This is a genomic window from Pontimicrobium sp. MEBiC06410 (assembly GCF_053601615.1).
The window spans coordinates 20,582-44,317 of the sequence record NZ_JBSHNT010000157.1 but is presented as its reverse complement, the minus strand read 5'-3'; the positions used below and the strand labels follow the sequence as shown (position 1 = coordinate 44,317).

Here is a 23,736-nt window from a genome sequence, read left to right as displayed (position 1 = left end):
TTGTTGCTACTACTAGCATCTTGTGAGTATTTTACCCCAACTACACAAGAAAATGCTGTAGCCAGAGTAAATGAACACTTTTTATACGAGGAAGACATTTTAGATGTTTTACCCGAAAATTACACAAAAGCAGACAGTACCATTATTGTAAACGATATGATTAATCGTTGGGCAACAAAACAATTATTAGTAAGTGGTGCAGAACTAAACCTTAAAGAAGACACGCAAAAAGAATTTGATAAGCTTGTTGAACAATATAAAATAGACCTTTACAGTAAAGCCTATTTAGAAGCATTAGTATATAAAAACTTAGATACTGTAGTTTCTAAAGAAGAAGCTGCTTCATATTATGAGAAAAATAAAGAAGCCTTTAAATTAAATGAAGAATTAATTACATTTAGGTATATTAATTTAGATGATAACCGATTGGATATAGAAGACATAAAAAAGAAGTTTAAGCGTTTTGAAGCAAAAGATAAAAAAGAATTAGACTCTATTTCCATTCAGTTTAAATCCTACTCATTAAACGACTCAGTATGGATTCGTTTAAATCAAGTAGTAAATAAAATACCAGTTATAAAACAGGAAAATAAAAGAGAACTGTTAAAAAAATCTAATTTTATACAACTCAAAGATTCATTAGGACTATATTTGATGCAAATTAATGATGTTCTACTAAGAAACAGTACAGCTCCTTTGGAATATGTAAAGCCTACAATAGACCAAATAGTGGTAAATAAACGTAAGTTGGAACTCATTAAAAAGTTAAAACAAGACATTACAAACGATGCCATTAAAAATAAACATTTTGAAATTTACAATTAACTTAAAACACATTATAGCGTTAAGCTTAACTTTTTTTGTAGCACAAGGATTAGTAGCACAAGAAATTATAGAAGAAACTAATGAAGTAAAAAAGCAAGACAGTGTAAAGCCGTTTACAACACAAAAAATAGATGGAGTAGCAGCAGTAGTAGGAGATTATATTGTTTTAGACTCAGACGTAGCCTTAGAATACGAAAAACTAAAATTAAGAGGCGCTAACCTAGAAAACTTTACAGAATGTCAATTGTTTGGAAAACTTTTAGAAGATAAATTATATGCACACCAAGCAATTCAAGATAGTATTGTAATAAGTGAGGCAGAAATAAGAAGTTTTGTTAATCAGCAAATAGAAGAGTTTAAAATTAGACTAGACGGATCGTTAGACGAAGTATTAAAACTATACAGAAAAGAAGACGAGAAAAGTTTAAGAGAGGAGATGATAGAAATTAACAGAACTCAAAAACTTGTTGCAGAAATGCAGAAAAAAATAGTTGATGAAATAGAAGTAACACCAGAAGAAGTACGCTTATTTTTTAATAGAATACCAAAAGAAGAGCGTCCAGTATTTGGAACAGAATTAAAAGTTTCACAAATTGTAATAGAACCTAAAGTAACATTAGAAGAAAAACAAAAAGTAATAGACCAATTAAAAGGATTTAAAACAGATATAGAAGAAAATGGAGCAAACTTCCGTTCTAAAGCAGTATTATACTCACAAGATCCAGGATCTAAAAGAACAGGAGGGTTTTATACCTTAAATAGAGCACGCCCAAGAATGGTAAAAGAGTTTAGAGAAGTTGCCTTTTCTTTACAAGAAGGAGAAATATCAGAGCCCTTTAAAACAGAATTTGGATACCACATTATATATTTAGAAAAAATTAGAGGACAAGAATACGATATACGCCACATATTAAGAATACCTGAAGTATCTTCTAAATCCATACAAGAAGCAAAGGAGAGATTAGAAAACGTTAGAAAAAATATACTAGAAGGTAACATTACTTTTGAAGAAGCAGCAAGAGAATCTAGTGATGAAGTAAAAACAAAGTTTCAAGGCGGAAAACTAATTAACCCAGCAACACAAGATTATAATTTTGAATTAACTAAAATGGATCCAGAACTATATGCACAAATACAAAACTTAAAAGATGGAGAGATTTCTAGAGTTATACAAGACCAAGACAGAACAGGAAACTCTAAATTTAAAATTTTAAGCATTACAGATAGAGTAGACGAACATGAAGCAGACTATTCTAGAGACTATTTAAAAATAAAAGAATTAGCATTAAACGAGAAAAGAATAAAAGCTATAGATAAATGGCAAGATGAAACTATAGAAAACACTTACATAAAAGTAAGTGGAGATTATAGAAAATGCGATTTTAATAGTAATTGGTTAAAAAAATAATCATAAAAAAGAATGTCAGACGTAACAGCAGTAAATCAATTAGTAAAAAAATATAACGATTTAAAACAAGAAATAGCCAAAGTAATAGTTGGGCAAGACGATGTTGTAAATCAAATATTAATCTCCATTTTTTCAGGAGGGCACGCATTACTAATAGGAGTACCAGGTTTGGCAAAAACGCTAATGGTTAATACCATTGCACAAGCATTAGGTTTAAATTTTAAAAGAATACAATTTACACCAGATTTAATGCCTAGCGATATATTAGGAAGTGAGATACTAGATGAAAGCAGAAATTTTAAGTTTATAAAAGGGCCTATTTTTTCTAATATTATTTTAGCAGACGAAATAAATAGAACACCGCCTAAAACACAAGCAGCATTATTAGAAGCTATGCAAGAACGTGCAGTTACTGTTGCAGGGCACCATTATAAGTTGGATTTACCATACTTTGTATTAGCAACGCAAAACCCAATAGAGCAAGAAGGAACATACCCACTCCCAGAAGCACAGTTAGACCGTTTTATGTTTGCAATACATTTAAATTATCCATCATTTAAAGAAGAAGTAGAAGTCGTTAAAGCAACTACAAGTAATGCTAAGCCAAAAGTAAATGCATTATTTACAGCTAAAGAAATTATTGATTTTCAAGACTTAATACGTCGTATTCCTGTAGCAGATAATGTTATTGAGTACGCAGTAACTATGGTAGGTAAAACAAGACCAAATAGTGATGCAGCTTCAGACCTAGTAAAAAACTATATAGATTGGGGTGCAGGACCTAGAGCCTCACAAAACCTAATATTAGCAGCAAAAACACATGCAGCAATACATGGTAAATTCTCACCAGATATAGAAAACGTACAAGCAGTAGCTACAAGTATACTTCGCCATAGAATGATAAAAAATTACAAAGCAGAGGCAGAAGGCATTACAGAAGAAGAAATTATTAAATCACTGTTCTAACAAACAATACATACTATAATATATTAAAATAAACATCAAAGCTTTTAAATTAAAGTTTTGATGTTTTTTTATACAAACTTATTTTAACTTTTTGTTTTTAACCGAAAATGAGATAAAATTTGTTCAGATTGGGCATAATTACTAGTAAAAAAAGCAATGAAATTTTAGCCATTTTTTAAGAAATAGAAGTCAAGATGAGCTCTAAAATAACATTCAAAAAATCAAGCTAATCCTCATTAAATTAAGACTAAGTTTTTCAATAAAGCGCCTAGTATTGTTATTTTTTATAAATAATAAAACATTTCCACTTGTTAATTTAATATTTTTTTAATTGTAATTTTGTCGTATTAGTAAAATTAAGTTGTTAAAAAGGTGTTTTATTGATTAATTCTCAAACATTTCTCAATTTCCTTATATATTTTTTAAATTCTATAGAATTTTGTAAATTTGCAAGACTTTAAAAAAATAAAAACAACCTTAAATTTTTACTATATGGCATTCGATATCGATATGATAAAAAAGGTTTACAGCCAAATGGCAGAGCGTGTTGATGCAGCACGTGACGTTGTAGGTAAACCATTAACACTTTCAGAAAAAATATTATATAATCACTTATGGGACGGAAAACCGACTAAAGCTTTCGAGAGAGGAAAAGATTATGTAGATTTTGCACCAGATCGTATCGCATGTCAAGATGCAACAGCACAAATGGCTTTATTGCAATTTATGCAAGCAGGAAAAAGCAAAGTAGCTGTGCCAACAACTGTACATTGTGATCACTTAATACAAGCTAAAGATGGAGCTGCAACAGATTTAAAAAACGCTAACGATATTAGTAGCGAAGTTTTTAATTTCTTAGAATCAGTATCTAATAAATATGGTATTGGATTCTGGAAGCCAGGTGCAGGGGTTATTCACCAAGTAGTATTAGAAAATTATGCATTCCCAGGAGGAATGATGATTGGTACAGATTCTCACACAGTAAACGCTGGTGGATTAGGAATGGTAGCAATTGGAGTTGGAGGAGCAGATGCAGTAGATGTAATGGCTGGTATGGCTTGGGAATTAAAGTTTCCAAAACTAATAGGTGTTAAATTAACAGGTAAATTATCTGGATGGACAGCACCAAAAGATGTTATATTAAAAGTAGCAGAAATTTTAACTGTAAAAGGAGGTACAGGTGCTATTGTAGAATATTTTGGCCCTGGAGCGACATCCATGTCTTGTACAGGAAAAGGTACTATCTGTAACATGGGAGCAGAAATAGGAGCAACCACATCTACATTTGGATACGATGAGTCTATGGAGCGCTATTTACGTGCAACAGAAAGAGCAGACGTTGCTGATGCAGCAAATCAAGTAAAAGATTATTTAACAGCAGATCCAGAAGTATACGCAAATCCAGAACAATATTTTGATCAAGTTATAGAAATAAACTTATCAGAATTAGGGCCATTATTAAACGGTCCTTTCACACCAGATTTATCTACAGAAGTAGGAAGCTCAATGACTGAAAAAGCAACAGCTAACGATTGGCCTCTACAAGTAGAGTGGGGATTAATTGGATCTTGTACAAACTCATCTTACGAAGATTTATCTAGAGCATCATCTATAGCACAACAAGCCATAGATAAAGGTTTAAAAATGAAAGCAGAATTAGGAATTAATCCAGGTTCTGAAAAAGTAAGATATACAGCAGATAGAGACGGAATCCTAGGAATATTCGAAAAACTTGACGCCAAAATATTTACTAATGCATGTGGACCATGTATTGGTCAATGGGCTAGATATAGTGATCCTAAAAATGCACCAAAAAATAGTATAGTACACTCTTTTAATAGAAACTTTGCTAAACGTGCAGATGGAAACCCTAATACACATGCCTTTGTTGCATCACCAGAATTAACAGCAGCAATAGCAGTAGCAGGACGTTTAGATTTTAACCCGTTAACAGATAAATTAATTAATGAAAACGGAGAAGAAGTAATGTTCGATGAGCCAACAGGATGGGAGTTACCACCAAAAGGCTTTGAAGTAAAAGATAATGGATACTTAGAACCAGTTGCAGATGGTAGTGGTGTTGAAGTTGTTGTGAGTCCAACATCAGAAAGATTACAATTATTAACACCTTTTGAACCAATAGGTAATACTATAGAAGGAGCTAAACTATTAATAAAAGCTTTCGGTAAATGTACTACAGATCATATTTCTATGGCTGGACCATGGTTACGTTTTAGAGGACATTTAGATAATATTTCTAATAACTGTTTAATAGGAGCTGTAAATGCTTTTGGTAAAAAAACAAACTTTGTTAAAAACCAATTAACAGGAGATTATGGAGGTGTACCAGATACAGCTAGAGCATATAAAGCAGCCGGAGTAAAAACAGTAGTAGTAGGAGACCATAACTATGGAGAAGGATCTTCTAGAGAGCATGCAGCAATGGAGCCAAGACACCTTGGTGTAGCTGCTGTAATTGTAAAATCTTTTGCTAGAATTCACGAAACAAACCTTAAAAAACAAGGGATGTTAGGATTAACTTTTGCTAATGAAAATGATTACGATTTAATTCAAGAAGACGATACATTTAACTTTGTAGATTTACATGAGTTTGCACCAGCAAAACAATTAACATTAGAAGTTGTTCATGCAGATGGAAGTAAAGACACTATTATGTTAAATCATACATATAACGATTCTCAAATAGAATGGTATAATGAAGGTTCAGCATTAAACTTAATTAAAAAAGAGAATGCTTAAAAAAAGCTTCTAATCATATAAAAAAACTCCTAATTATTAATTAGGAGTTTTTTTATGCCCAATAATAAGTAAGAAAACATTTAGTATTACGACTACGATAACACTAATAAAAACACAAACACCTTTAAAAAATGAATACACTCTGGTTTTTTGAGGATACTAATCTTTTTAAAATTTTATGTCCTCACAAATTCAAGGCTTATAAAAAAGATCATGAATTTGATGGTTACAAAAAGAAAGATTACATCTATTTTGAAGAAGACTCATCTAATAAAATATTTTTAATAGAAAGAGGAAAAGTGAAGATTGGATATTATAGTGAAAATGGAGACGAAGTTGTAAAAGCTATTTTATCTAAAGGACAGCTCTTTGGTGAAAAAGCTATTCTTGGGGAAGCTAAACGTGATGAGTTTGCGCAGTCCTTAGACAATACAACTTCTATATGTCCAATAGGAGTAGATACAATGCACAACTTAATGAGAGATAATCAAACCTTTAGTTTTAAAGTTTATAAGTTTATAGGTTTTAAATTTAAAAAACTAGAAAGACGATTACAGCTTTTAATGTTTAAAGACACTAAAACAAGGTTAATAGAATTTTTAGATGAGTTATGTAGTGAGTATGGATACAATTGTGAAGAAACAGGAGATCATGTTGTACACCATCCTTACACACAAAGTGATATCGCTTCTTTAATAGGCACTTCTAGACCGACTTTAAATATTCTTTTAAACGAATTAAAAGAAGAAAATTACCTGGATTTTAATAGAAAAGAAATAAGAATATTAAAAAAAACGGCTTAGTGTTAGGTAGCTAACATTTTAATAAAAGCCATTACTATAATTTTGTTCGTATATAATCATGAACATAAAAACTATAAAAATGATAAGAAAAATGATTTTAGGAGCCTTGGCATTAGGTATTTTTGCTAGCTCTTGTAGTAATGACGACGATAACTCGTCACCAACACCACAACCAACAACATCTCCATTAACATTAAATTTAAATGGTCTTGATGCATTAGGAGATGATTTTGTTTACGAAGGATGGATTATTGTAGATGGAAGTCCTGTATCTACAGGTAGATTTACATCTGTTGGATTTCCTCAAGCGTTTCAAGTTAATACTACAGACTTAAATGCTGCAACAAAATTTGTACTAACAATAGAACCAGCAGTAGACCCAGATCCATTACCAGCAGATACTAAAATATTAGCAGGAGACTTTTCTGGAAATGCGGCAAATGTTTGGGTCGCTCCAGTAACTACAGATGCCAATGACTTTACATCTTCATGGGGACGATTCTTTTTAAGAACACCAACAGATGAAGCAATGGGATCTGGAAATAATATGAATGACGAATATGGTATATGGTTTGGAACACCAGGAACTATGCCTCCAGGAGCTGGTTTAGGTTTACCAACATTAGCCGCAGGATGGAAATATGAAGGATGGGTAGTAGTAGATGGTGTAGGACCAGTATCCACAGGAACATTTACAGGGTTTACAGAAGTTGATGATTCTAACGATTTTAGTGGAACAGAAAATAATGCAGGACCACCAATTCCAGGAGAGGACTTTTTATTAAATGCTCCAGATGGATTTACGTTTCCTTTAGATGTTAGAGGGCGTACAGCAGTAATCTCTATAGAGCCATATCCAGACAATTCTCCAGCACCTTTTACAATGAAACCTTTAGCAGGAATGGCTGGTAATGATACAGCACCTACAACATACGATTTAACATTAGATACAAGTTCTTTACCAACAGGAACAGTTTCTAGATAATAGTTTTGTTTTTTATTAGATTTGAAGCGTCTTTTTATATTATATAAATTGGCGCTTCATTAGTTTATTAATATAGTTAAGTAATAGTATAGATATCATGAAAAATAAAAAAATAAACTTAAAAAATATATTATTTTTAGTTTTTATAGTATTACTTATAATACCACAAACAAGGAAAACAATACAAGTAGTAGTACATAAAGGTTTCGCACAATTTAGCCCTAGTATTAAAAGTATAGATGATATTGAAGCTTTAAGTAGTTACAATTGGAAGTTACAAGATACAAAAGGTAATATTCTTAATTTTGAAGACACAAAGCATCGCGTAATAATGGTAAATTTCTGGGCAACATGGTGTCCTCCGTGTATAGCAGAAATGCCTTCTATGGAAGCCTTATATAATGACTACAAAGAAAAAATAGAGTTTGTTTTTGTATCTAATGAAGATAAAGAAACTATTTACAAGTTTTTAGTAAATAAGGGCTATTCGTTTCCAGTGTACTCACCTATAAGTAAGGCTCCCGAGACATTTAATGTAAGGAGTATACCAAGAACATTTTTAATAGATAGAAACGGAAATATTATTATAGATAAATCTGGAGCAGCCAATTGGAATAGTGAAACGGTTAGAACTACAATAGATGAACTCATAAAACTATAGCGTTTTAAAAAAAGCTTTAATAAAAGCAAAAGAAAATAACGAATACATTATTTTCAACTCTTCCCATATAGAAGATTCTTCGTCTAGAAAACGAAATATGGTATTAGTAGAGTTTTTAGAATAGAAATGCTCAAAGAGCCATTCCCCTTTTTTATTCTCATCTAATAATACTTTTAAAAATACTTTGTCGTAAAATTTAAATCGTCTATTAAAAAGCCCAAATGTAGTGGGTTTATCATGTTTTAAATTTTTTATAATTTGAGACACTTTTTTTTCGGTGTGTTTAAACGAATAACCTGTAGAGCCTTTTACCCAACCACCTCCAGTACCAATTTTAGTTAATTTATTTGTCGAGTATTTATTAAAAGGGAAATTTGTCATAGGAATACTTCCTTTTTCAATTTCTAAAATGTTATAACTGTTAACGTTCAAAATATCAGAAATATAGCGTTTTAAAAAAGTGTTATAAATCTCATCTTCTACCATATTTAAAGTAAAGTAAGTGAACTCTACTAAAGCTTTATTTTTAGAGAAAGGAAGTACATACATAAAGGTGGTTTGTTCTCCATCTTTTAGTCTATAATCCATCATAGTAAAAGTATTAAGGCTATTAAATGTATTAGTAGGAGTCTCTATAACCCAACCTTTAAAATGTTGTATAATATTTATGTACTCTTTTTTTTCTGAAAAAAAGGAATGCTCTATTCTGCTATCGAAAACGTGGTTTGCTTTATAAGTATTAGAAGAGGTGGTAACTGTTATAAAGCTCGATTCTTCTTTTGTTAAAAGTACATTATCTATTATAAAATGGATATTATCTTTTTTTTTAAGTTTGGTCTTTACATCGTTATAAAAATCTATAGAGCGTATCATTTTATAACGATAAGGTGCTAGCTTTAGTTGGTGTTTATTTTTTGTGGTGTAAACATCGGCGTTACCCCAAGAGTTATGTACTAATTTGTCCCATTTACCATTACCTTTCTCCCAATAACACCATGTTTTGTCATTAGTTGTTTTATCGTTTTTATCTATTAAAGCGATCTGTTTGTCTTTAAAATATAGATCTTCGGTAAGTGCTAATGCTAATTGAAGTCCAGCTAAACCATTACCAATTATAATGTAATCGAAAAGCATGCTTCTATTATCCATTATTTATAAAGAAGTTATTTTAACGTTTAAAATACTTAAAAGGAACAAAAAGCATCCCAAAACACTCCCCACCATTTTTTCCTAAATGCTTGTGATGCATTTTGTGAGCGCGTCTTAAACCTTTAGCGTATCTATTATTTGCATTACGCAAAAACTTAAAACGCTGATGAATAAAAATGTCATGTACAATAAAGTACGCTGCTCCGTATGCCATAATGCCTAAACCAATGGGTAAGCAATACCATATACCTTCGTAGTTCCATAAATAAAAACAAACCATGCTCACTATTGCGTAAAAAATAAAAAAAGTATCGTTACGCTCAAACCAACTATCATGATCTTTATGGTGGTGGTCTTTGTGCAGCGACCATAAAAAACCATGCATAATGTATTTATGAGTAAACCATGCATTAAATTCCATGATAAAGAATGTGCCTAAAAAAAATAAAATCCAGTATACTGTTTGCATTACATTAAATTAAGTTGATATTTTACATAACCTCTCGTTAAAAGCTCTACTTTTTTGTAGTTAGGAACTCGTATTCGAGCATTTTTTATTTCTAAGGCTGGTGTGCGTTTTAGTTTTTTAAGTAACTGTTTGTAATATCTATAAGCCATAAATACACCAAACTTTGCCTCTATAGGTAATAGCTTAATACCTTTTAAGCCTTCCGCAAAATCTTTTTCTATATCGTTTATAATATCTTGCTTAGAGGATTCTGTTAAGTTATTTAAATCGGTATTTGGAAAATAGGTACGCTCTAATTCATCGTAATCTGCTTTTAAATCTCTTAAAAAGTTTACTTTTTGAAATGCAGAACCTAAAGACATTGCTGTAGATTTTAAAGCACTGTATTTATCGTTGTCACCTTTTACAAAAACCTTTAAACACATAAGCCCTACTACATCTGCCGAGCCATATATATAATCTTTATACTCTTTTTCGGTTAAATAAGTGCTTTTGTGTAAATCTAAACGCATACTTTTCATAAATGAATCTACCATGTGTTTTTCTATATTATGTTTATGGTAGGTATGCTGAAAAGCATTTAAAATAGGATTAAGGCTAATTTTATCTTTTAACGCTTTTTCTAGATCTAACTCGAAATTTTTAAATAAGTCTTCTTTGTTGTAATCATGAAAACTATCTACAATTTCATCTGCAAAACGAACAAAACCATAAATATTATAAATGTCTTGACGTATACAATTAGACAACATTTTTGTAGCCATAGAAAAAGAGGTACTGTAGGACTGAGTTACTATTTTACTACAATTGTAGGATACGGAATCAAATAAAGTCTTCATTAGTTTTCGTTTTGGTTTTTTATTAATTCTGCTACTATTTTTCCTGATATTAATGAAGGAGGAACTCCAGGTCCAGGAACGGTTAATTGTCCAGTGAAATATAAATCTTTCACTTTTCCACTTTTTAATTTAGGCCTTAAAAATGCTGTTTGTAATAACGTATTAGCCATGCCATAGGCGTTTCCTTTGTACGAGTTATAATCTTTTATAAAATCGTTAATACAAAAAGACTCTTTAAAGATAATGGATTTTCTAACATCTTGAGACGTTAACTTTTCAAATCGAGCTATTATTTTTTCAAAATAACGAGCTCTTAATGCCTCATTGTCTTCTATTCCTGGAGCTAATGGAATTAAAAAAATTCCGGCTTCTTTTCCTTCTGGCGCAGAACTTTTATCTGTTATACTAGGAAAACTTGCATAAAATAATGGATTATCAGGCCATTTTGGAGTATCGTAAATGTCTTTTGCGTGGCTATCGAAATCTACATCAAAAAACAGCGTATGATGGTTTACATTTTTTAATTTTTTATCAAACCCTACATAAAATAGAAGAGAGGATGGGGCAAATACTTTTTTAGACCAATACGACTCTGAATATTGTCTGTATTTTTTATCAATTAAGGTTTCGGTATGGTGGTAGTCTGCACCACTTAAAATAGTATCGAAATTAAGAGCGTTATGGTTAACTTTAATACCAGTAGCTTTTCCATTAGAGTCTATATTTATTTTTTCTACTGGAGAATTGGTTTTAATGATAACTCCTAATGATTTAGCAAGTGCTTCCATAGCTAGAATAACTTGATACATTCCTTTTTTGGGGTGAAAGGTGCCTATACCAAAATCGGCATAGTTCATAAAACTATAAAAGGATGGAGTATTGCTAGGTTTAGCTCCTAAAAATAATACTGGAAATTCTAAAATTTGGGCTAACCTATTATTTTTAAATTCTTTTCTTACATCTTTTTTAATAGTACTAAAAAATTGCCCTATTTTTTTTATAGTAACTGGGGTTACTAATTCTAAAGGAGAAACTCCAGGTCTATATACTAAATCTTTTATAGCTACATTGTAATTGTCTTGTGCATTATCTATAAACTTTTTTAGCTTTTTAGAGCTTCCTTGTTCTTCTGCTTCAAATGCAGCATAAATTTTTTCTAGAGTATCTTCAATAGTTATATAATCGTTTTTTCCAAAGTAAACACTGTAAGCTGGATTTAGCTTTTCTAGAGTATAATAGTCATTTGGTGTTTTATTAAAATCAGCAAAAAAACGTTCAAAAACATCTGGCATCCAATACCAAGTTGGGCCAATATCGAAGGTAAATCCTTCTTTTTTTAATTGTCTAGCTCTACCTCCAATAGTTTCATTTTTTTCAAAAATGGTAACTTTATATCCGTACTTAGCCAAATAACAAGAAGCAGCTAATGCCGAAAACCCCGAACCTATAATTGCAATAGTTTTATTCATAATTTATGCCTAACCAACTTGTTGTTTATAGTTATTTAAACTTTCTAGTATTTCTTTTGTTGAGTTGAATACAGATATTTTATTATTTAATGTGTGTAAATCTATATGTTGTGTCTGTCTACCAGATATTAGTAACAGGTTATTGGCCTGTTTTAAAATTTTAGTAGAGAGTTCGTTTAAGTACTTATTTATAATTTCTTTTTCTGGTTTAATTGTAAAGGAAGAAATAAATACAATCTCATCGTAAAGTTCTGTAAGGTATTCTAAGCTATCTATAGGTACACTTTGCCCTAGGTAAATACTTTTATAGCCTCTTAATGTTAATTCGTAATTTATATATAATAGTCCTAACTCATGAATTTCGTTATCTGGCAAGAAGAGTACAAATGTTTTAGTATTTTCACTTTTATTACTATTGTCAATAGCTCTATCTGTATAAATTAAAACTTTCTGTTTAATGAGTTCGAAAATAAAATGTTCATGAGCAGGTGTTATAGTATCTGTTTGCCATAACAGACCTATTTGGTTTAAAAGTGGTACAAAAACATTATGAAATATGTCTGTTAAATTTTGATCTTTGGCTAGTTCTTTAAATGTATTATAGAATAACGTTTGATCAAAATTTAGCATTGCAATTTTAAATAAATCAACGTAGTGATTTTCTGGATCATTGTCTTTTGCAATTTGTTTTACCAAATCTGGAATTTCATCTGGTCTTAATTGTGCTATTTTTGAAACCTTGAAACCATTTCTATTAAGAAAAGTAATATTTAAAAGCTTTTGTAAGCTAGATAAACTATAATATCTAATATTAGTTTCCGTTCTATTAGGTTGAAAAAGATTGTAGCGCTTCTCCCATATTCTTATAGTATGAGCCTTAATCCCAGAAAGATTCTCTAAATCTTTAATGCTGAATTTTGTTTTAATATTGTTCATTATTTAGCTAAAATAGTTAAACAAATTTTAAAAAAATAATTTAAAAAGTAAATTTTACAAATCATTAACATATTTAACAATATTAAAATTGTAGATAATATAATGCTTCAAATTTTTAAATTAGCTTATTAAATCTAATTATTCAGGTTTGGAGACAAATAAACAACTTCTTTTTTTCTTTAGCTTACTAGGTGCGTTTAATGGCGTTTTGCTTTCAATCTATTTTATATTCCTTTCTAAAACTAAAAAAGTATATAATATTTTTTTAGGATTATTGTTGCTAGTTATAAGTATAAGAATTGGTAAATCTGTTTTCTTTTATTTTAATAAGGATTTGTCTAATATTTATATTCATATAGGTATAATGGCTTGTGTGTTAATTGGTCCACTACTATATTTATTTGTAAGAAGTGCGATTATAAATAATAGAACTGTAAAAAAATATGATGTACTGCATGTAATTCCATTACTTATTGTAATAATAATAGCAATACAATATCCTTATTGGGAACATAGAAAGCTATGGGGCAATTTAATAAACCTAATTTATTGGCAATGGTTTGTTTACATTATTGTTGCTGCTTTTAACTTAATGCCTGTTTTTAAGGGGCTGAATAAAAAGTTTAAAACACAAGATAATATTAGTAATGTTTGGTTGCTAAGCGTATTTATTGGTGTTTCAATTATTTGGTTGGCCTATAAAACGTCTCGTTATACATCATATATTGTTGGAGCAGTATCATTTTCATTTGTATTTTATATTTCTGGCTTACTATTATTTAAAATTTCGAAAAAGAAAAAAGAAGTCGTTGAGATTAAAAAAAGTACAAAACAAACTATAGATGGTAAAATTATTAAAGCTATAGAAGATAAACTAGAGCATTTATTAAGTGATGATAAAGTTTATAAAAACCCTAATTTAAAAATGCCAGATTTAGCATTTAAATTAAATGTTTCGCCTCATGTTTTTTCTCAATATTTAAATGAGGTTTTAGATAAAAACTTTTCTCAATTTATTAATGAATATAGAGTTAAAGAAGCAGAGCAACTTTTAAAATCGTCTAATAACTATACAGTAGAAGCTATAGCTTACGACAGTGGTTTTAACTCTATATCTGCTTTTTATACAGCCTTTAAAAATGTTAATAAAGTAACTCCTGCTGCCTTTAAAAAAATGTAATTTAATTATAATTAAAGAGTTATGTTTTGTTTTTTATTCTGATTTATAAATTAGGAGACGCTATTTATAGATTACTAAAGCTTTTACAGGTATAAAATATAGCTTTGATGAAAACTAAATTTATGAGAGCAATAATTACAGCATTAGTATTCATTTTCACTTTTAATAGTTATAGTCAAACCGATACAGAAAAAGTTAAATCTGTTTTAATGGATTATATTGAGGGTACTGCAAATGGGCAAATTAGTAGAATAAAAAGAGCATTTAATAAAGATGCTAATTTATACTCTATTGTAGATGATAGTTTAAGAGCATTGCCTTCTAAAAAGTATATTGGTTTTTTTAAAGAAGGTAAAAAAAATGGACGCTTAGGGCACATAGAGTCTATAGATATAAAAAATGATGCAGCTGTTGGTATTGTTAAAATTGATATGCCAGGGCGTAAAAGACGTTATACAGATTATATGCTATTACTTAAAACAGATGGAGAGTGGAAGATTATTCATAAATCTTACACATGGGAACCGTATGAGAGAAAAGGAAAAGTTTTATTTGTAGTGTCTAATGTTTCTTCTTACGGCAGTAATAATAAGCGTACAGGAACGCATTATGAAGAATTAGTACAACCTTATGATGCGCTTCAAAAAGCAGGTTACGAAGTAGACTTTGTTAGTCCAAAAGGTGGAGAAATACCAGTGGCATACATTAATCTTCAAGACAAATTACAACTACATTATTTTTACGACTCTGCACTTCAATATAAATTAAAAAATACTTTAAAACCGTCTCAAGTAGATTCAAAGTTGTACCAAGCTGTATATTATTGTGGTGGATCTGCAGCAGTATTCGACGTGCCTAATAGCAAAGGAATACAAAAGATAACACAACAAATATACGAAGATCACAATGGTATTGTTAGCTCTATATGTCATGGTGCAGCGGGCTTAGTAAATGTAAAATTAAATAGTGGAGCCTTTTTAGTAAATGGTAAGCGTGTTAACTCTTTTACTAATGAAGAAGAAGGTAATGGCGAGCATCTCCCGTTTTTAATAGAAACTAAATTGAAAGAGAGAGGTGCAGTATTTAAATTTTCAGGAAAATGGGAATCTCATGTAGAGGTTGATGGTAATTTAATAACTGGGCAAAATCCTAATTCTCTAGAAGTATTTTCTAAGGCGTTAATTAACCGATTAAATACTATACATTAATGAGAGTTATTTTTTATATCTCAATAACCTTAATGCATTTATAACCACTAATAATGTAGACCCTTCATGAATAGCTACTGCAACGCCTATGCTTGCCCAGCCCATAATTGTCGTTGGTATTAAGAAGGCAACAACCCCTAAGCTTATCCAAAGGTTTTGTTTAATTATAAGTTTAGATTGCCTACTCAAACCAATAACAAAGGGTAGGTTTTCTATTTTATCAGATAATAAGGCAACATCTGCGGTTTCTAAAGCAACATCGCTACCAGCTGCACCCATGGCAATGCCAACAGTACTATTTGCCATAGCAGGAGCATCGTTAACACCATCTCCCACCATGGCTATTTTAGAATATTTTTGCTTTAATTCTTGTATGGCAGCAACTTTATCTTCTGGTAATAAGTTTCCTCTTGCTTCTGTTAAACCAATTGCCTTAGCTATTGAGTTGCCTACATTTTGATGATCTCCAGTAAGCATAATCATTTTTAGTATACCAATGTCTTTTAATTTTTTTAAAGTGCTTTTTGCTTTAGCTCTAGGGGTATCCATTACACTTAACATACCAATAAGCTCATTTTTATAAGCTACTAACATGACTGTATGTCCTTTTTGAAGCAAGTTTAATAGTTGTACATTAACTTCATTAGAGATGTTAACTCCATAATCTTGCATTAGTTTTGCGTTTCCAATAAACACACTATTACCCTTATATATTGCTTGTATGCCTTTTCCTTGAGTAGCCTTAATATTAGAAGCTGCATTTTTAGTTTCAACATTAAATTGGTTTTTAATGTCTTTAGTAATGGCTTTTGCTAAAGGATGATTGCTTAAACTTTCTACATCTAATACTAAACTTAAAAAATCATTGTTATTAAAATTATTTAAGGAAATTGCATGAGTTAATTTAGGTTTTCCTTCTGTAAGTGTTCCTGTTTTATCAAAAGCAATGGTTGTTAAACTTCCTAAATTTTCTAAAGCTCTCCCTCCTTTAATAAGTACTCCACTTTTAGCAGCTCTAGCAATACCACTTAATACAGCACTTGGTGTAGAAATAGCTAAAGCGCAAGGGCTAGAAGCTACCAAAACACTAATAGCTCTATATAAACTATCATTAAAACTTTCGTCAATAATTAAATAAGCAAAGCATAATAGTATAACTAAAACGATAACGAAAGGAACAAACCACTTTTCAAACTTTTTGGTTTGAAGTTGTGTAGGTGATTTTTTAGTTTCTACCTCGCTTACCATTTTTACTAATCTAGATATAGTACTGTCTTGGTTTAGTTTTAGTACTTTAACTTCAATGACATTGTCTCCATTAATTGTTCCTGTAAAAACGATGTTTTTCTTATTAATATTATCAAAATCAAGGGGCTCCAATACATCTGTAATTGCCGTTTTATCCACAGGTATACTTTCTCCTGTAATTGAGGCTTGATTAATAGTGCTACTTCCTTTAATGATAACACCATCTGCAGAGATTTTAGTATTTGGTTTTACAACGATAATATCATTAATTTTTAGAGATTCAACACTAACCTCAACAATACTGTCTCCTTTTTTTACTAGCGCAGTTTTTGGAGATAGCTGCCCTAATGCTTCTATAGATTTTTTTGCTTTATTCATAGCGTAGTTTTCTAAAGCATGACCAGTACTAAATAAAAACAATAACAAAGCACCTTCTTCCCAACTACCAATGTAAGCAGCTCCTATAGCAGCCACTATCATTAAAAAATCGATTTCAAATTCGTTTTTTCTAATTTTTTCAATGGCTTCAATAGTTGTAAAGTAACCTCCAAAAAAATAGGCAGAAATAAAATTTATTAAAGCGACCCATTCTGGTAAACTAGTAAATTTGTCTATTAATAAGCCAGTAAAAAAGAAGATACCACTTAAAATAGCAAAATAAAGCTCGGTTTTTTCTCCAAATATGCCAACATGTTCATGATTATGTGTATCGTTTTCTGAGTGTTTATGTTTCATTTTTGTATTAATGATTTTACACAAAATTATATGGAATATGTATGCATTGTATGTGCATTTATTCGTTACATTTATCGCAAACACCTTTTATTAGCATATTTATATTTTCTGGTATAAATTTGCTAGGAAGATTTATTTGTGGAATTTGATGCTCTGTTAAACAAACAGTTTCTTTACATTTAGTACAGTGGAAGTGTAAATGTAAATCGTTGTGTTTTTTTGAGTTGTGCTCGTGTTTACATAATGCATATTTAGGAATTCCTGTTCCATCATCTATTTTATGTACAATGCCTTTATCTTCAAATGTTTTTAAGGTTCTGTACAACGTTGTTCTGTCAGATTTGTCGAAATGATTTTCTACAATAGTTAAACTTACTGCAGTATGTTGTGAAGAGATATACTCATAAACCAACATACGCATGGCGGTTGGCCTTATATTATAATCTTGTAATTGTTTTTCTATGGTTTTCATAAGCTGTTAATGTGAGTGCTCTGCTTCACTTTTTTTCATTTCTGCCATTAAATAATAGGCGCCACTTTGTGCTATTAATGGATTGTTTTTTTGAAGTGTATCTTTAAAATTAAAAGCTACATATCCATTATTTATGGACTTTATTATTATTTCTTTAGGTGTAAAGCCCCATGTGTTCTCCGTTTCTTTTTCTGCTATAAATGTATAGTAAGTTTCATCTTCCTGAAATACAGCATCTTCGGGTAAGGCTTGTTCTAAAAGACTATCGGTAATAATTCTAGCATTAACATACATACCCGGAATTAAGTTTTTATCTTTATTTTCTATCTCTGCATGTACATGTAAGGCTTTGGGACCTTCTTCAAACGATTTTCCAACAGAGTATATTTTAGCTGTCATTTCTTTACTTCCTAAAGCCTCTATATTTATTTTAACTAATTGGCCATTTTTAACTTTACTAATGTCTTTTTCAAATACCATTAAATCTGCATGAATGTGCTCCGTATTTACAACTTCAAAAAGAGGCGTTTGCGGCTGCACAAATTGACCAGATTTTATTTTTACCTTTTCTATAAAACCATCTATAGGGCTTTTTATTGGTGCCGTTTGAACGATTTTACCATTTTTTACATTTTTAGGAGATAACCCTAATAAGCGTAACTGACTCTCGTAACCTTTGGTTAAACCTTTAGTGCTTGAAAATTTAGATTTTGCTTGTTGGTAGTCTCTTCCAGAACCTACCTGAGCATCATATAGTTTTTTTTGTCTATTGTAATCTTGTACTAAAAATTGCAAAGTATTATATGCTTGTAAATAGTCTGTTTGTAAACTTATAATATCTGGATGGCTTACATAAGCTAAAATTTGCCCTTTTTTTACTTTATCTCCCTCAACAACTTTAATGTTGTTAATGTTAGCGCCTAATGTAGTTGTAACAACAGCTTCGTTTTGTGGGGGTACGCCTAATTGCCCGTTAACTTGAATATAACCATTCATGTTTTGTTTAGAAAGCGTATCTATCTTTATGTTTAAAATATCTAGTTGCTTATTGGTTAATGTAACTTCTTCTGCATGTTCGGCCTCTTGCTTAATATTGTCTTGAGGCATATTTGTATTTATATGATTGCCTTCTGAGTCATGTGTATGAGATTCGTTAGGGTGCGATTCTTTACAACCTACCGCTAATGTTAAAGCAGTAACTAAAGTGATGATATATTTATATGAATTTTTCATTATTAAGATTTTGAAGTTAAGAAATAGTCTAACTGAATTTTACTGTTTAAATAAGAATTAAATAATTGCCATGTATCAATTTCTAACTCTATGGCAGTTTTTATAGTTTGTAAAAAACCAATATAATCTATGGCGCCTTCTTTATATGATAAAATAGCTCCATTACGTTGTTCTTTGGCTAATGGTAAGGCTTCATTTTTATAATAGTCCCATTTTTTTTGTAACTGGTTATATTGCATTATCATGGTATTAAATGTGTTTTTAAAAGCTATTTTTTTTGCATTGTTTTCTTGTTGAATTATGGCAATATTCATTTTTGAAGCTTTAGCTTCTCCTTTAACTTTATTAAATATTAAAGGGATTTGTATTCCAGCTTGGTAACTACTAAATCCTGTTTTATTCCCTATTTTTTGAAATCCATACTGTACAGACAGTTTAGGTAAAAAATTAGACATACTAACTCTATATTTAGCTTTTGTAACATTTTCTAGAGATTGCCAATAGGAAAATATAGGGTGTTTTTTTAAATCTTCATTAGAAATAAGGAGCGGTTCATCAAAATCATCTAAGTTTATTGTAGCAACATCGTATTGTTCTTTAGAAAGTAACCACTGGTTTAAATGTTGTAAAGCAATTTGGTAACTAGTATATGCCTGTTCCTTTTGTAGCGTTATTAATTTACCTTGATTTGCTGTAGCACTGTATTCTAATTTAGATATGGCTTGAGTTTCGTATCGTAAATCTATAGCTTTATTTAATCCAGAAAAAACAGAATCTATTTTGGCGTATGCTTCATAAATTCGTTTTTTAGAATAAGCATTTGTCCAAGCCTTTTGTATGCTTTGTTTTACTTTAAGGCCATTTAAATTAGCATTATTTTCTGCTAGTTTAATATTTTCTTTTACTAGTTTGTTTTTTGGAGCTATACCAAAAATAGCCATATTATTTTGTCCAATACCTAATGTAGTATATGTAGGAGCATTAGTATTGCCAATTTCTTCTCCAGCGGTAAATAATTGAGTTGAGCCAAAGTCCCATGCTGTAGTTTTTAAAGCTTTTTCTTTTTCTATATATAATTGAGAAGCTTTTAGTGTAGGGTGATTTTCTATAGCAATTTTTACAGCTTCATCTATTGTAATCGTTTTTTGTTGGGCTTGTGCTATTGCAAAACTAAAACCTAATAAAATAACTGTAATAACCGTTTTTGGGGTTTTAAATTTCATTGTGTTATGTGCTTTACTTTCAATCCATTTATATAGAATTGGGATAATAAATAAGGTTAATAATGTTGAGGTTAATAAACCGCCAATAACAACGGTGGCCAATGGTTGTTGTACTTCTGCACCAGATGAGGTAGAGAGCGCCATTGGTAAAAATCCAAGCATATCGGTTAATGCTGTTAAAAGAATTGGCCTAATACGTCTGCGAGTTCCTATTCTTATACGTTCGTTAATATTGGTTACACCTTCAGCTTTTAATTCATTAAATCCGCTAACAAGTACTAATCCATTTAATACAGCAACACCAAATAAGACTATAAATCCTACACCAGCAGAAATGCTAAAAGGCATATCACGTAACATTAATGAAAATATTCCGCCAATAGTTGCTAAAGGAATGGCCATATATATCATTAGTGTTTGTTTAATAGATTTTAAGGCAAAGAAAATGAGTATAAAAATGAGTCCCAATGCAATAGGTACTACTGTTTTTAATTTGCTTGTAGCGCGTTCTAAATTTTCGAAAGCACCACCATATCTTACATAGTAGCCAGTAGGTAGTTTTATTTCTGTATCAATTTTTTGTTGAATCTCTTCAACTAAAGATTTAATATCACGGCCTCTAACATTAATTCCTACATAAGTTCTACGATTAGTATTATCTCTACTAATTTGCATAGGGCCAGGTTTGTAACTTATACTAGCAACTTCTTTAAGTGGTATTTGGCTTCCGTTAGCTAAAGGCACAAATAGGTTTTTTACATGGTTTAAGTCTTTACGTAACTCTTCTTTTAACCTAACAACCAAATCAAAACGCTTTTCACCTTCAAAAATGGTTCCTGCCATACCTCCAGCAAATGCTGTTTGAATTAAGTGATTCAACTCATTTATTTGTAAGCCATATTGCGCTAGTTTATTTCGATTGTATTTAATAGTAATTTGTGGTTGTCCTGTAGTTGCTTCAACTTTCATATCTGCAACCCCATCTACTGTAGCAATAATTTTACCTATTTCTTCTGCTTTTTTTGCTAAAATGTCTAAATCCTCACCATATAATTTTACAGCAATGTCCTCGCGAACCCCAGTAATTAGTTCATTAAATCGCATTTCTATAGGTTGTGTAAACTCGTAATTTACCCCAGGAACTTGTTCTACTTCTTCTTTAATTTTAGTAATAAGTTCTTCTTTTGTAACAGCGCTAACCCATTCAGATTTTGGTTTTAAAATTACAAATACATCAGCAATATCCATTGGCATTGGGTCTGTAGGGACATCAGCTACACCAATTCGGCTAATAATGTCTTTAACTTCAGGAAAGTTAGTTTTTACAATTTTTTCAATTTTTGTAGTAGTTGTAATTGTTTCAGAAAGTGAACTGCCTGGTTTTAAAATAGCATGAAAAGCTAAATCTCCTTCGTCTAATTGAGGAATAAACTCACCACCTATTTTAGAGAAAACATAGCCAGAAATACCTAACAGAACTAATGCAGAAATTACAATTAATCGTCCTCTTTTTAAAGTTCTAACTAAAACGGATTCGTATTTATTTTCTAACCAATGTACAATGTTGTCTCCCCAATACACTTTTTTTGTTTTTGGGGCTTTTAAAAATAAAGCAGTAGCCATTGGAACATAAGTTAAACAAAGTACCATTGCTCCAATCATGGCAAAACTAAACGTTAGTGCCATAGGAATAAACATTTTGCCTTCCACACCTTCTAAGGCTAAAATTGGTAAGAATACAATAAGAATAATAAATTGACCAAAAAATGCAGTATTCATCATTTTAGATGAAGCTTTGTAGGTAATGTTATCTCTATCTTTTGCAGAAACAGGTTTGTTTTTTTGAGTGCGTTGATAGATTAAGAAAACAGTACTTTCTACAATAATAACGGCCCCATCTACAATAATACCAAAATCTATAGCACCTAAACTCATAAGGTTAGCCCATACATCGAAAATATTCATTAAAATAAATGCAAAGAGCAATGATAGAGGGATGGTAGATGCTACAATTAAGCCGCCCCTCCAATTACCAAGGAAAAAGACTAAAATAAAAATAACGATAAGTGCACCTTCTATTAAATTGTTTTTTACTGTAGATGTTGTATTTGCAATTAATTTACTCCTATCTAGAAAGGGTTTTATTGTAATGCCTTCTGGTAAGGATTTTTGTATGTCATTTATACGTTCCGTTACACTTTTTATAACTGTATTTGTACTAGCACCTTTTAACATTAAAATCATTCCGCCTACAGCTTCACCTTCACCATTTTTAGTTAATGCACCATATCTGGTTGCATTGCCAAATTTTACAGTTCCAATATCTTTAATAGTTATAGGAATACCTCCTTTATTAGCTATAACAATATCCTTAATGTCATCTAGCGAGCGCGCTAAACCTTCTCCTCTAATAAAGTTAGCTTGATGATTTTTTTCAATATAAGCTCCACCTGTATTTTCATTATTGTTTTTTAAGGCTAGATAAACATCATTAATAGTTATACCAATAGCATTTATTTCGTTAGGGTCTATAGCGACTTCGTATTGTTTAGCACTTCCTCCAAAAGCATTAACTTCTATTACACCGGGAACCATTGCCATTTGCCTACGAATAATCCAATCTTGAATACTACGTAGCTCTGTAGGGCTATAGTTGTTTTTAAATTTAGAGTCTACCTCTAAAGTATATTGATAAATTTCTCCAAGACCTGTAGAAATAGGGCCCATCATTGGTGTGCCAAAACCTTCAGGAATGCTAGCTTTAATTTCAGTTAATTTTTCTGAAACAAGTTGTCTTGGTAAATAAGTGTCTAGATCATCGCTAAAAACAATAGTAACAACAGACAAACCAAAACGAGAGATAGAACGAATTTCTGTAACTTCGGGAAGGTTTGCAACTGCAACCTCTATTGGGTAGGTTATAAACTGTTCAATATCTTCCGTACCCAAATTAGGAGCTTGGGTAATTATTTGTACCTGATTATTTGTAATATCTGGAACAGCATCTACAGGAACTTGTTTAGCACTATAAATTCCGCCTACAATTAATGCAAGTGTAAACAATGCAATAACAAATTTGTTATTGATTGAAAACTCAATAAGTTTATTAATCATTTGATTTATTTAAGTTTAATTAAAAAGAGGCTTTACTCAAAAATGAGAAAAGA

The 23,736-nt window shown here is 30.8% G+C and carries 18 protein-coding genes; 9 read left to right on the top strand and 9 right to left on the bottom strand.

Annotation, left to right across the window (positions count from 1 at the left end):
* The 7 genes from ACVC08_RS12345 (at position 1) to ACVC08_RS12315 (ending at position 8,408) form a co-directional block, all read left to right on the top strand.
* Complete coding sequence (locus ACVC08_RS12345) at positions 1 to 825, top strand: peptidyl-prolyl cis-trans isomerase (protein WP_452602232.1); 825 nt, start codon at positions 1 to 3, stop codon at positions 823 to 825.
* The gene (locus tag ACVC08_RS12340) at positions 809 to 2,233 is read left to right on the top strand and encodes a peptidylprolyl isomerase (protein WP_452599222.1); all 1,425 of its coding nucleotides are present in this window, start codon (positions 809 to 811) and stop codon (positions 2,231 to 2,233) included. Before ACVC08_RS12345 ends, ACVC08_RS12340 begins: the two co-directional genes overlap by 17 nt.
* A 12-nt stretch (positions 2,234 to 2,245) precedes the next feature.
* A complete protein-coding gene (locus ACVC08_RS12335; RefSeq protein WP_452599223.1) occupies positions 2,246 to 3,199 on the top strand; it encodes an AAA family ATPase in 954 nt (317 codons plus the stop codon).
* Positions 3,200 to 3,691: 492 nt separating this feature from the next.
* Positions 3,692 to 5,959, top strand: coding sequence for an aconitate hydratase (locus ACVC08_RS12330; RefSeq protein WP_452602231.1), 2,268 nt, complete (start codon positions 3,692 to 3,694; stop codon positions 5,957 to 5,959).
* A gap of 131 nt (positions 5,960 to 6,090) precedes the next feature.
* Entirely contained in the window at positions 6,091 to 6,762 is a 672-nt protein-coding gene (locus ACVC08_RS12325; protein ID WP_452598859.1) for a Crp/Fnr family transcriptional regulator, read from the top strand.
* 79 nt (positions 6,763 to 6,841) lie between these two features.
* Positions 6,842 to 7,747 carry an anti-sigma factor gene (locus ACVC08_RS12320; protein ID WP_452598858.1) on the top strand — a complete coding sequence of 302 codons (906 nt, stop codon included), beginning with the start codon at positions 6,842 to 6,844 and terminating at the stop codon, positions 7,745 to 7,747.
* A 97-nt stretch (positions 7,748 to 7,844) separates the two neighbouring features.
* Positions 7,845 to 8,408 carry a TlpA family protein disulfide reductase gene (locus tag ACVC08_RS12315; protein ID WP_452602230.1) on the top strand — a complete coding sequence of 188 codons (564 nt, stop codon included), beginning with the start codon at positions 7,845 to 7,847 and terminating at the stop codon, positions 8,406 to 8,408.
* Here the strand turns inward: ACVC08_RS12315 and ACVC08_RS12310 are convergent.
* The 5 genes from ACVC08_RS12310 to ACVC08_RS12290 are packed head-to-tail and all read right to left on the bottom strand — an operon-like array spanning position 8,403 to position 13,270.
* Positions 8,403 to 9,557, bottom strand: a complete 1,155-nt coding sequence (locus ACVC08_RS12310) for a lycopene cyclase family protein (protein WP_452602229.1) — start codon at positions 9,555 to 9,557, stop codon at positions 8,403 to 8,405. The two genes, ACVC08_RS12315 and ACVC08_RS12310, sit on opposite strands and share 6 nt — an antisense overlap.
* Positions 9,558 to 9,576: 19 nt before the next feature.
* Complete coding sequence (locus tag ACVC08_RS12305) at positions 9,577 to 10,026, bottom strand: sterol desaturase family protein (protein ID WP_452602228.1); 450 nt, start codon at positions 10,024 to 10,026, stop codon at positions 9,577 to 9,579.
* Positions 10,026 to 10,865 (bottom strand): phytoene/squalene synthase family protein, encoded by an 840-nt coding sequence (locus tag ACVC08_RS12300; protein ID WP_452602227.1) that lies wholly within the window; start codon positions 10,863 to 10,865, stop codon positions 10,026 to 10,028. Before ACVC08_RS12300 ends, ACVC08_RS12305 begins: the two co-directional genes overlap by 1 nt.
* Positions 10,865 to 12,334, bottom strand: a complete 1,470-nt coding sequence (locus ACVC08_RS12295) for a phytoene desaturase family protein (protein ID WP_452602226.1) — start codon at positions 12,332 to 12,334, stop codon at positions 10,865 to 10,867. The genes ACVC08_RS12300 and ACVC08_RS12295 overlap by 1 nt, the downstream gene beginning before the upstream one ends.
* A gap of 9 nt (positions 12,335 to 12,343) precedes the next feature.
* Positions 12,344 to 13,270, bottom strand: coding sequence for a MerR family transcriptional regulator (locus tag ACVC08_RS12290; protein WP_452602225.1), 927 nt, complete (start codon positions 13,268 to 13,270; stop codon positions 12,344 to 12,346).
* A 364-nt stretch (positions 13,271 to 13,634) separates the two neighbouring features.
* Here ACVC08_RS12290 and ACVC08_RS12285 point away from each other — a divergent pair, with 364 nt between their 5' ends.
* Positions 13,635 to 14,450 carry a helix-turn-helix domain-containing protein gene (locus ACVC08_RS12285; RefSeq protein WP_452602224.1) on the top strand — a complete coding sequence of 272 codons (816 nt, stop codon included), beginning with the start codon at positions 13,635 to 13,637 and terminating at the stop codon, positions 14,448 to 14,450.
* 107 nt (positions 14,451 to 14,557) lie between these two features.
* Positions 14,558 to 15,658, top strand: coding sequence for a nuclear transport factor 2 family protein (locus tag ACVC08_RS12280; protein ID WP_452602223.1), 1,101 nt, complete (start codon positions 14,558 to 14,560; stop codon positions 15,656 to 15,658).
* A 6-nt stretch (positions 15,659 to 15,664) separates the two neighbouring features.
* On the opposite strand, the gene ACVC08_RS12275 is transcribed toward ACVC08_RS12280, so the two are convergent.
* The 4 genes from ACVC08_RS12275 to ACVC08_RS12260 are packed head-to-tail and all read right to left on the bottom strand — an operon-like array spanning position 15,665 to position 23,683.
* Positions 15,665 to 17,641, bottom strand: coding sequence for a heavy metal translocating P-type ATPase (locus ACVC08_RS12275; protein ID WP_452602222.1), 1,977 nt, complete (start codon positions 17,639 to 17,641; stop codon positions 15,665 to 15,667).
* Positions 17,642 to 17,699: 58 nt separating this feature from the next.
* Positions 17,700 to 18,113, bottom strand: coding sequence for a Fur family transcriptional regulator (locus ACVC08_RS12270; protein WP_452599855.1), 414 nt, complete (start codon positions 18,111 to 18,113; stop codon positions 17,700 to 17,702).
* Positions 18,114 to 18,119: 6 nt separating this feature from the next.
* Positions 18,120 to 19,346 (bottom strand): efflux RND transporter periplasmic adaptor subunit, encoded by a 1,227-nt coding sequence (locus ACVC08_RS12265; RefSeq protein ID WP_452602221.1) that lies wholly within the window; start codon positions 19,344 to 19,346, stop codon positions 18,120 to 18,122.
* 2 nt (positions 19,347 to 19,348) lie between these two features.
* The gene (locus ACVC08_RS12260) at positions 19,349 to 23,683 is read right to left on the bottom strand and encodes a CusA/CzcA family heavy metal efflux RND transporter (protein WP_452602220.1); all 4,335 of its coding nucleotides are present in this window, start codon (positions 23,681 to 23,683) and stop codon (positions 19,349 to 19,351) included.
* Positions 23,684 to 23,736 lie beyond the last annotated feature (53 nt).

What these genes read in the sequence shown, in the direction of transcription:
- ACVC08_RS12285 (WP_452602224.1), top strand. Translation starts at nt 13,635, where the DNA reads ATGGCTTGTGTGTTAATTGGTCCACTACTATATTTATTTGTAAGAAGT.
- ACVC08_RS12295 (WP_452602226.1), bottom strand. Translation starts at nt 12,334, where the DNA reads ATGAATAAAACTATTGCAATTATAGGTTCGGGGTTTTCGGCATTAGCT.
- ACVC08_RS12290 (WP_452602225.1), bottom strand. Translation starts at nt 13,270, where the DNA reads ATGAACAATATTAAAACAAAATTCAGCATTAAAGATTTAGAGAATCTT.
- ACVC08_RS12280 (WP_452602223.1), top strand. Translation starts at nt 14,558, where the DNA reads ATGAAAACTAAATTTATGAGAGCAATAATTACAGCATTAGTATTCATT.
- ACVC08_RS12305 (WP_452602228.1), bottom strand. Translation starts at nt 10,026, where the DNA reads ATGCAAACAGTATACTGGATTTTATTTTTTTTAGGCACATTCTTTATC.
- ACVC08_RS12300 (WP_452602227.1), bottom strand. Translation starts at nt 10,865, where the DNA reads ATGAAGACTTTATTTGATTCCGTATCCTACAATTGTAGTAAAATAGTA.
- ACVC08_RS12270 (WP_452599855.1), bottom strand. Translation starts at nt 18,113, where the DNA reads ATGAAAACCATAGAAAAACAATTACAAGATTATAATATAAGGCCAACC.
- ACVC08_RS12320 (WP_452598858.1), top strand. Translation starts at nt 6,842, where the DNA reads ATGATAAGAAAAATGATTTTAGGAGCCTTGGCATTAGGTATTTTTGCT.
- ACVC08_RS12330 (WP_452602231.1), top strand. Translation starts at nt 3,692, where the DNA reads ATGGCATTCGATATCGATATGATAAAAAAGGTTTACAGCCAAATGGCA.
- ACVC08_RS12325 (WP_452598859.1), top strand. Translation starts at nt 6,091, where the DNA reads ATGAATACACTCTGGTTTTTTGAGGATACTAATCTTTTTAAAATTTTA.
- ACVC08_RS12275 (WP_452602222.1), bottom strand. Translation starts at nt 17,641, where the DNA reads ATGAAACATAAACACTCAGAAAACGATACACATAATCATGAACATGTT.
- ACVC08_RS12310 (WP_452602229.1), bottom strand. Translation starts at nt 9,557, where the DNA reads ATGGATAATAGAAGCATGCTTTTCGATTACATTATAATTGGTAATGGT.
- ACVC08_RS12335 (WP_452599223.1), top strand. Translation starts at nt 2,246, where the DNA reads ATGTCAGACGTAACAGCAGTAAATCAATTAGTAAAAAAATATAACGAT.
- ACVC08_RS12260 (WP_452602220.1), bottom strand. Translation starts at nt 23,683, where the DNA reads ATGATTAATAAACTTATTGAGTTTTCAATCAATAACAAATTTGTTATT.
- ACVC08_RS12315 (WP_452602230.1), top strand. Translation starts at nt 7,845, where the DNA reads ATGAAAAATAAAAAAATAAACTTAAAAAATATATTATTTTTAGTTTTT.
- ACVC08_RS12265 (WP_452602221.1), bottom strand. Translation starts at nt 19,346, where the DNA reads ATGAAAAATTCATATAAATATATCATCACTTTAGTTACTGCTTTAACA.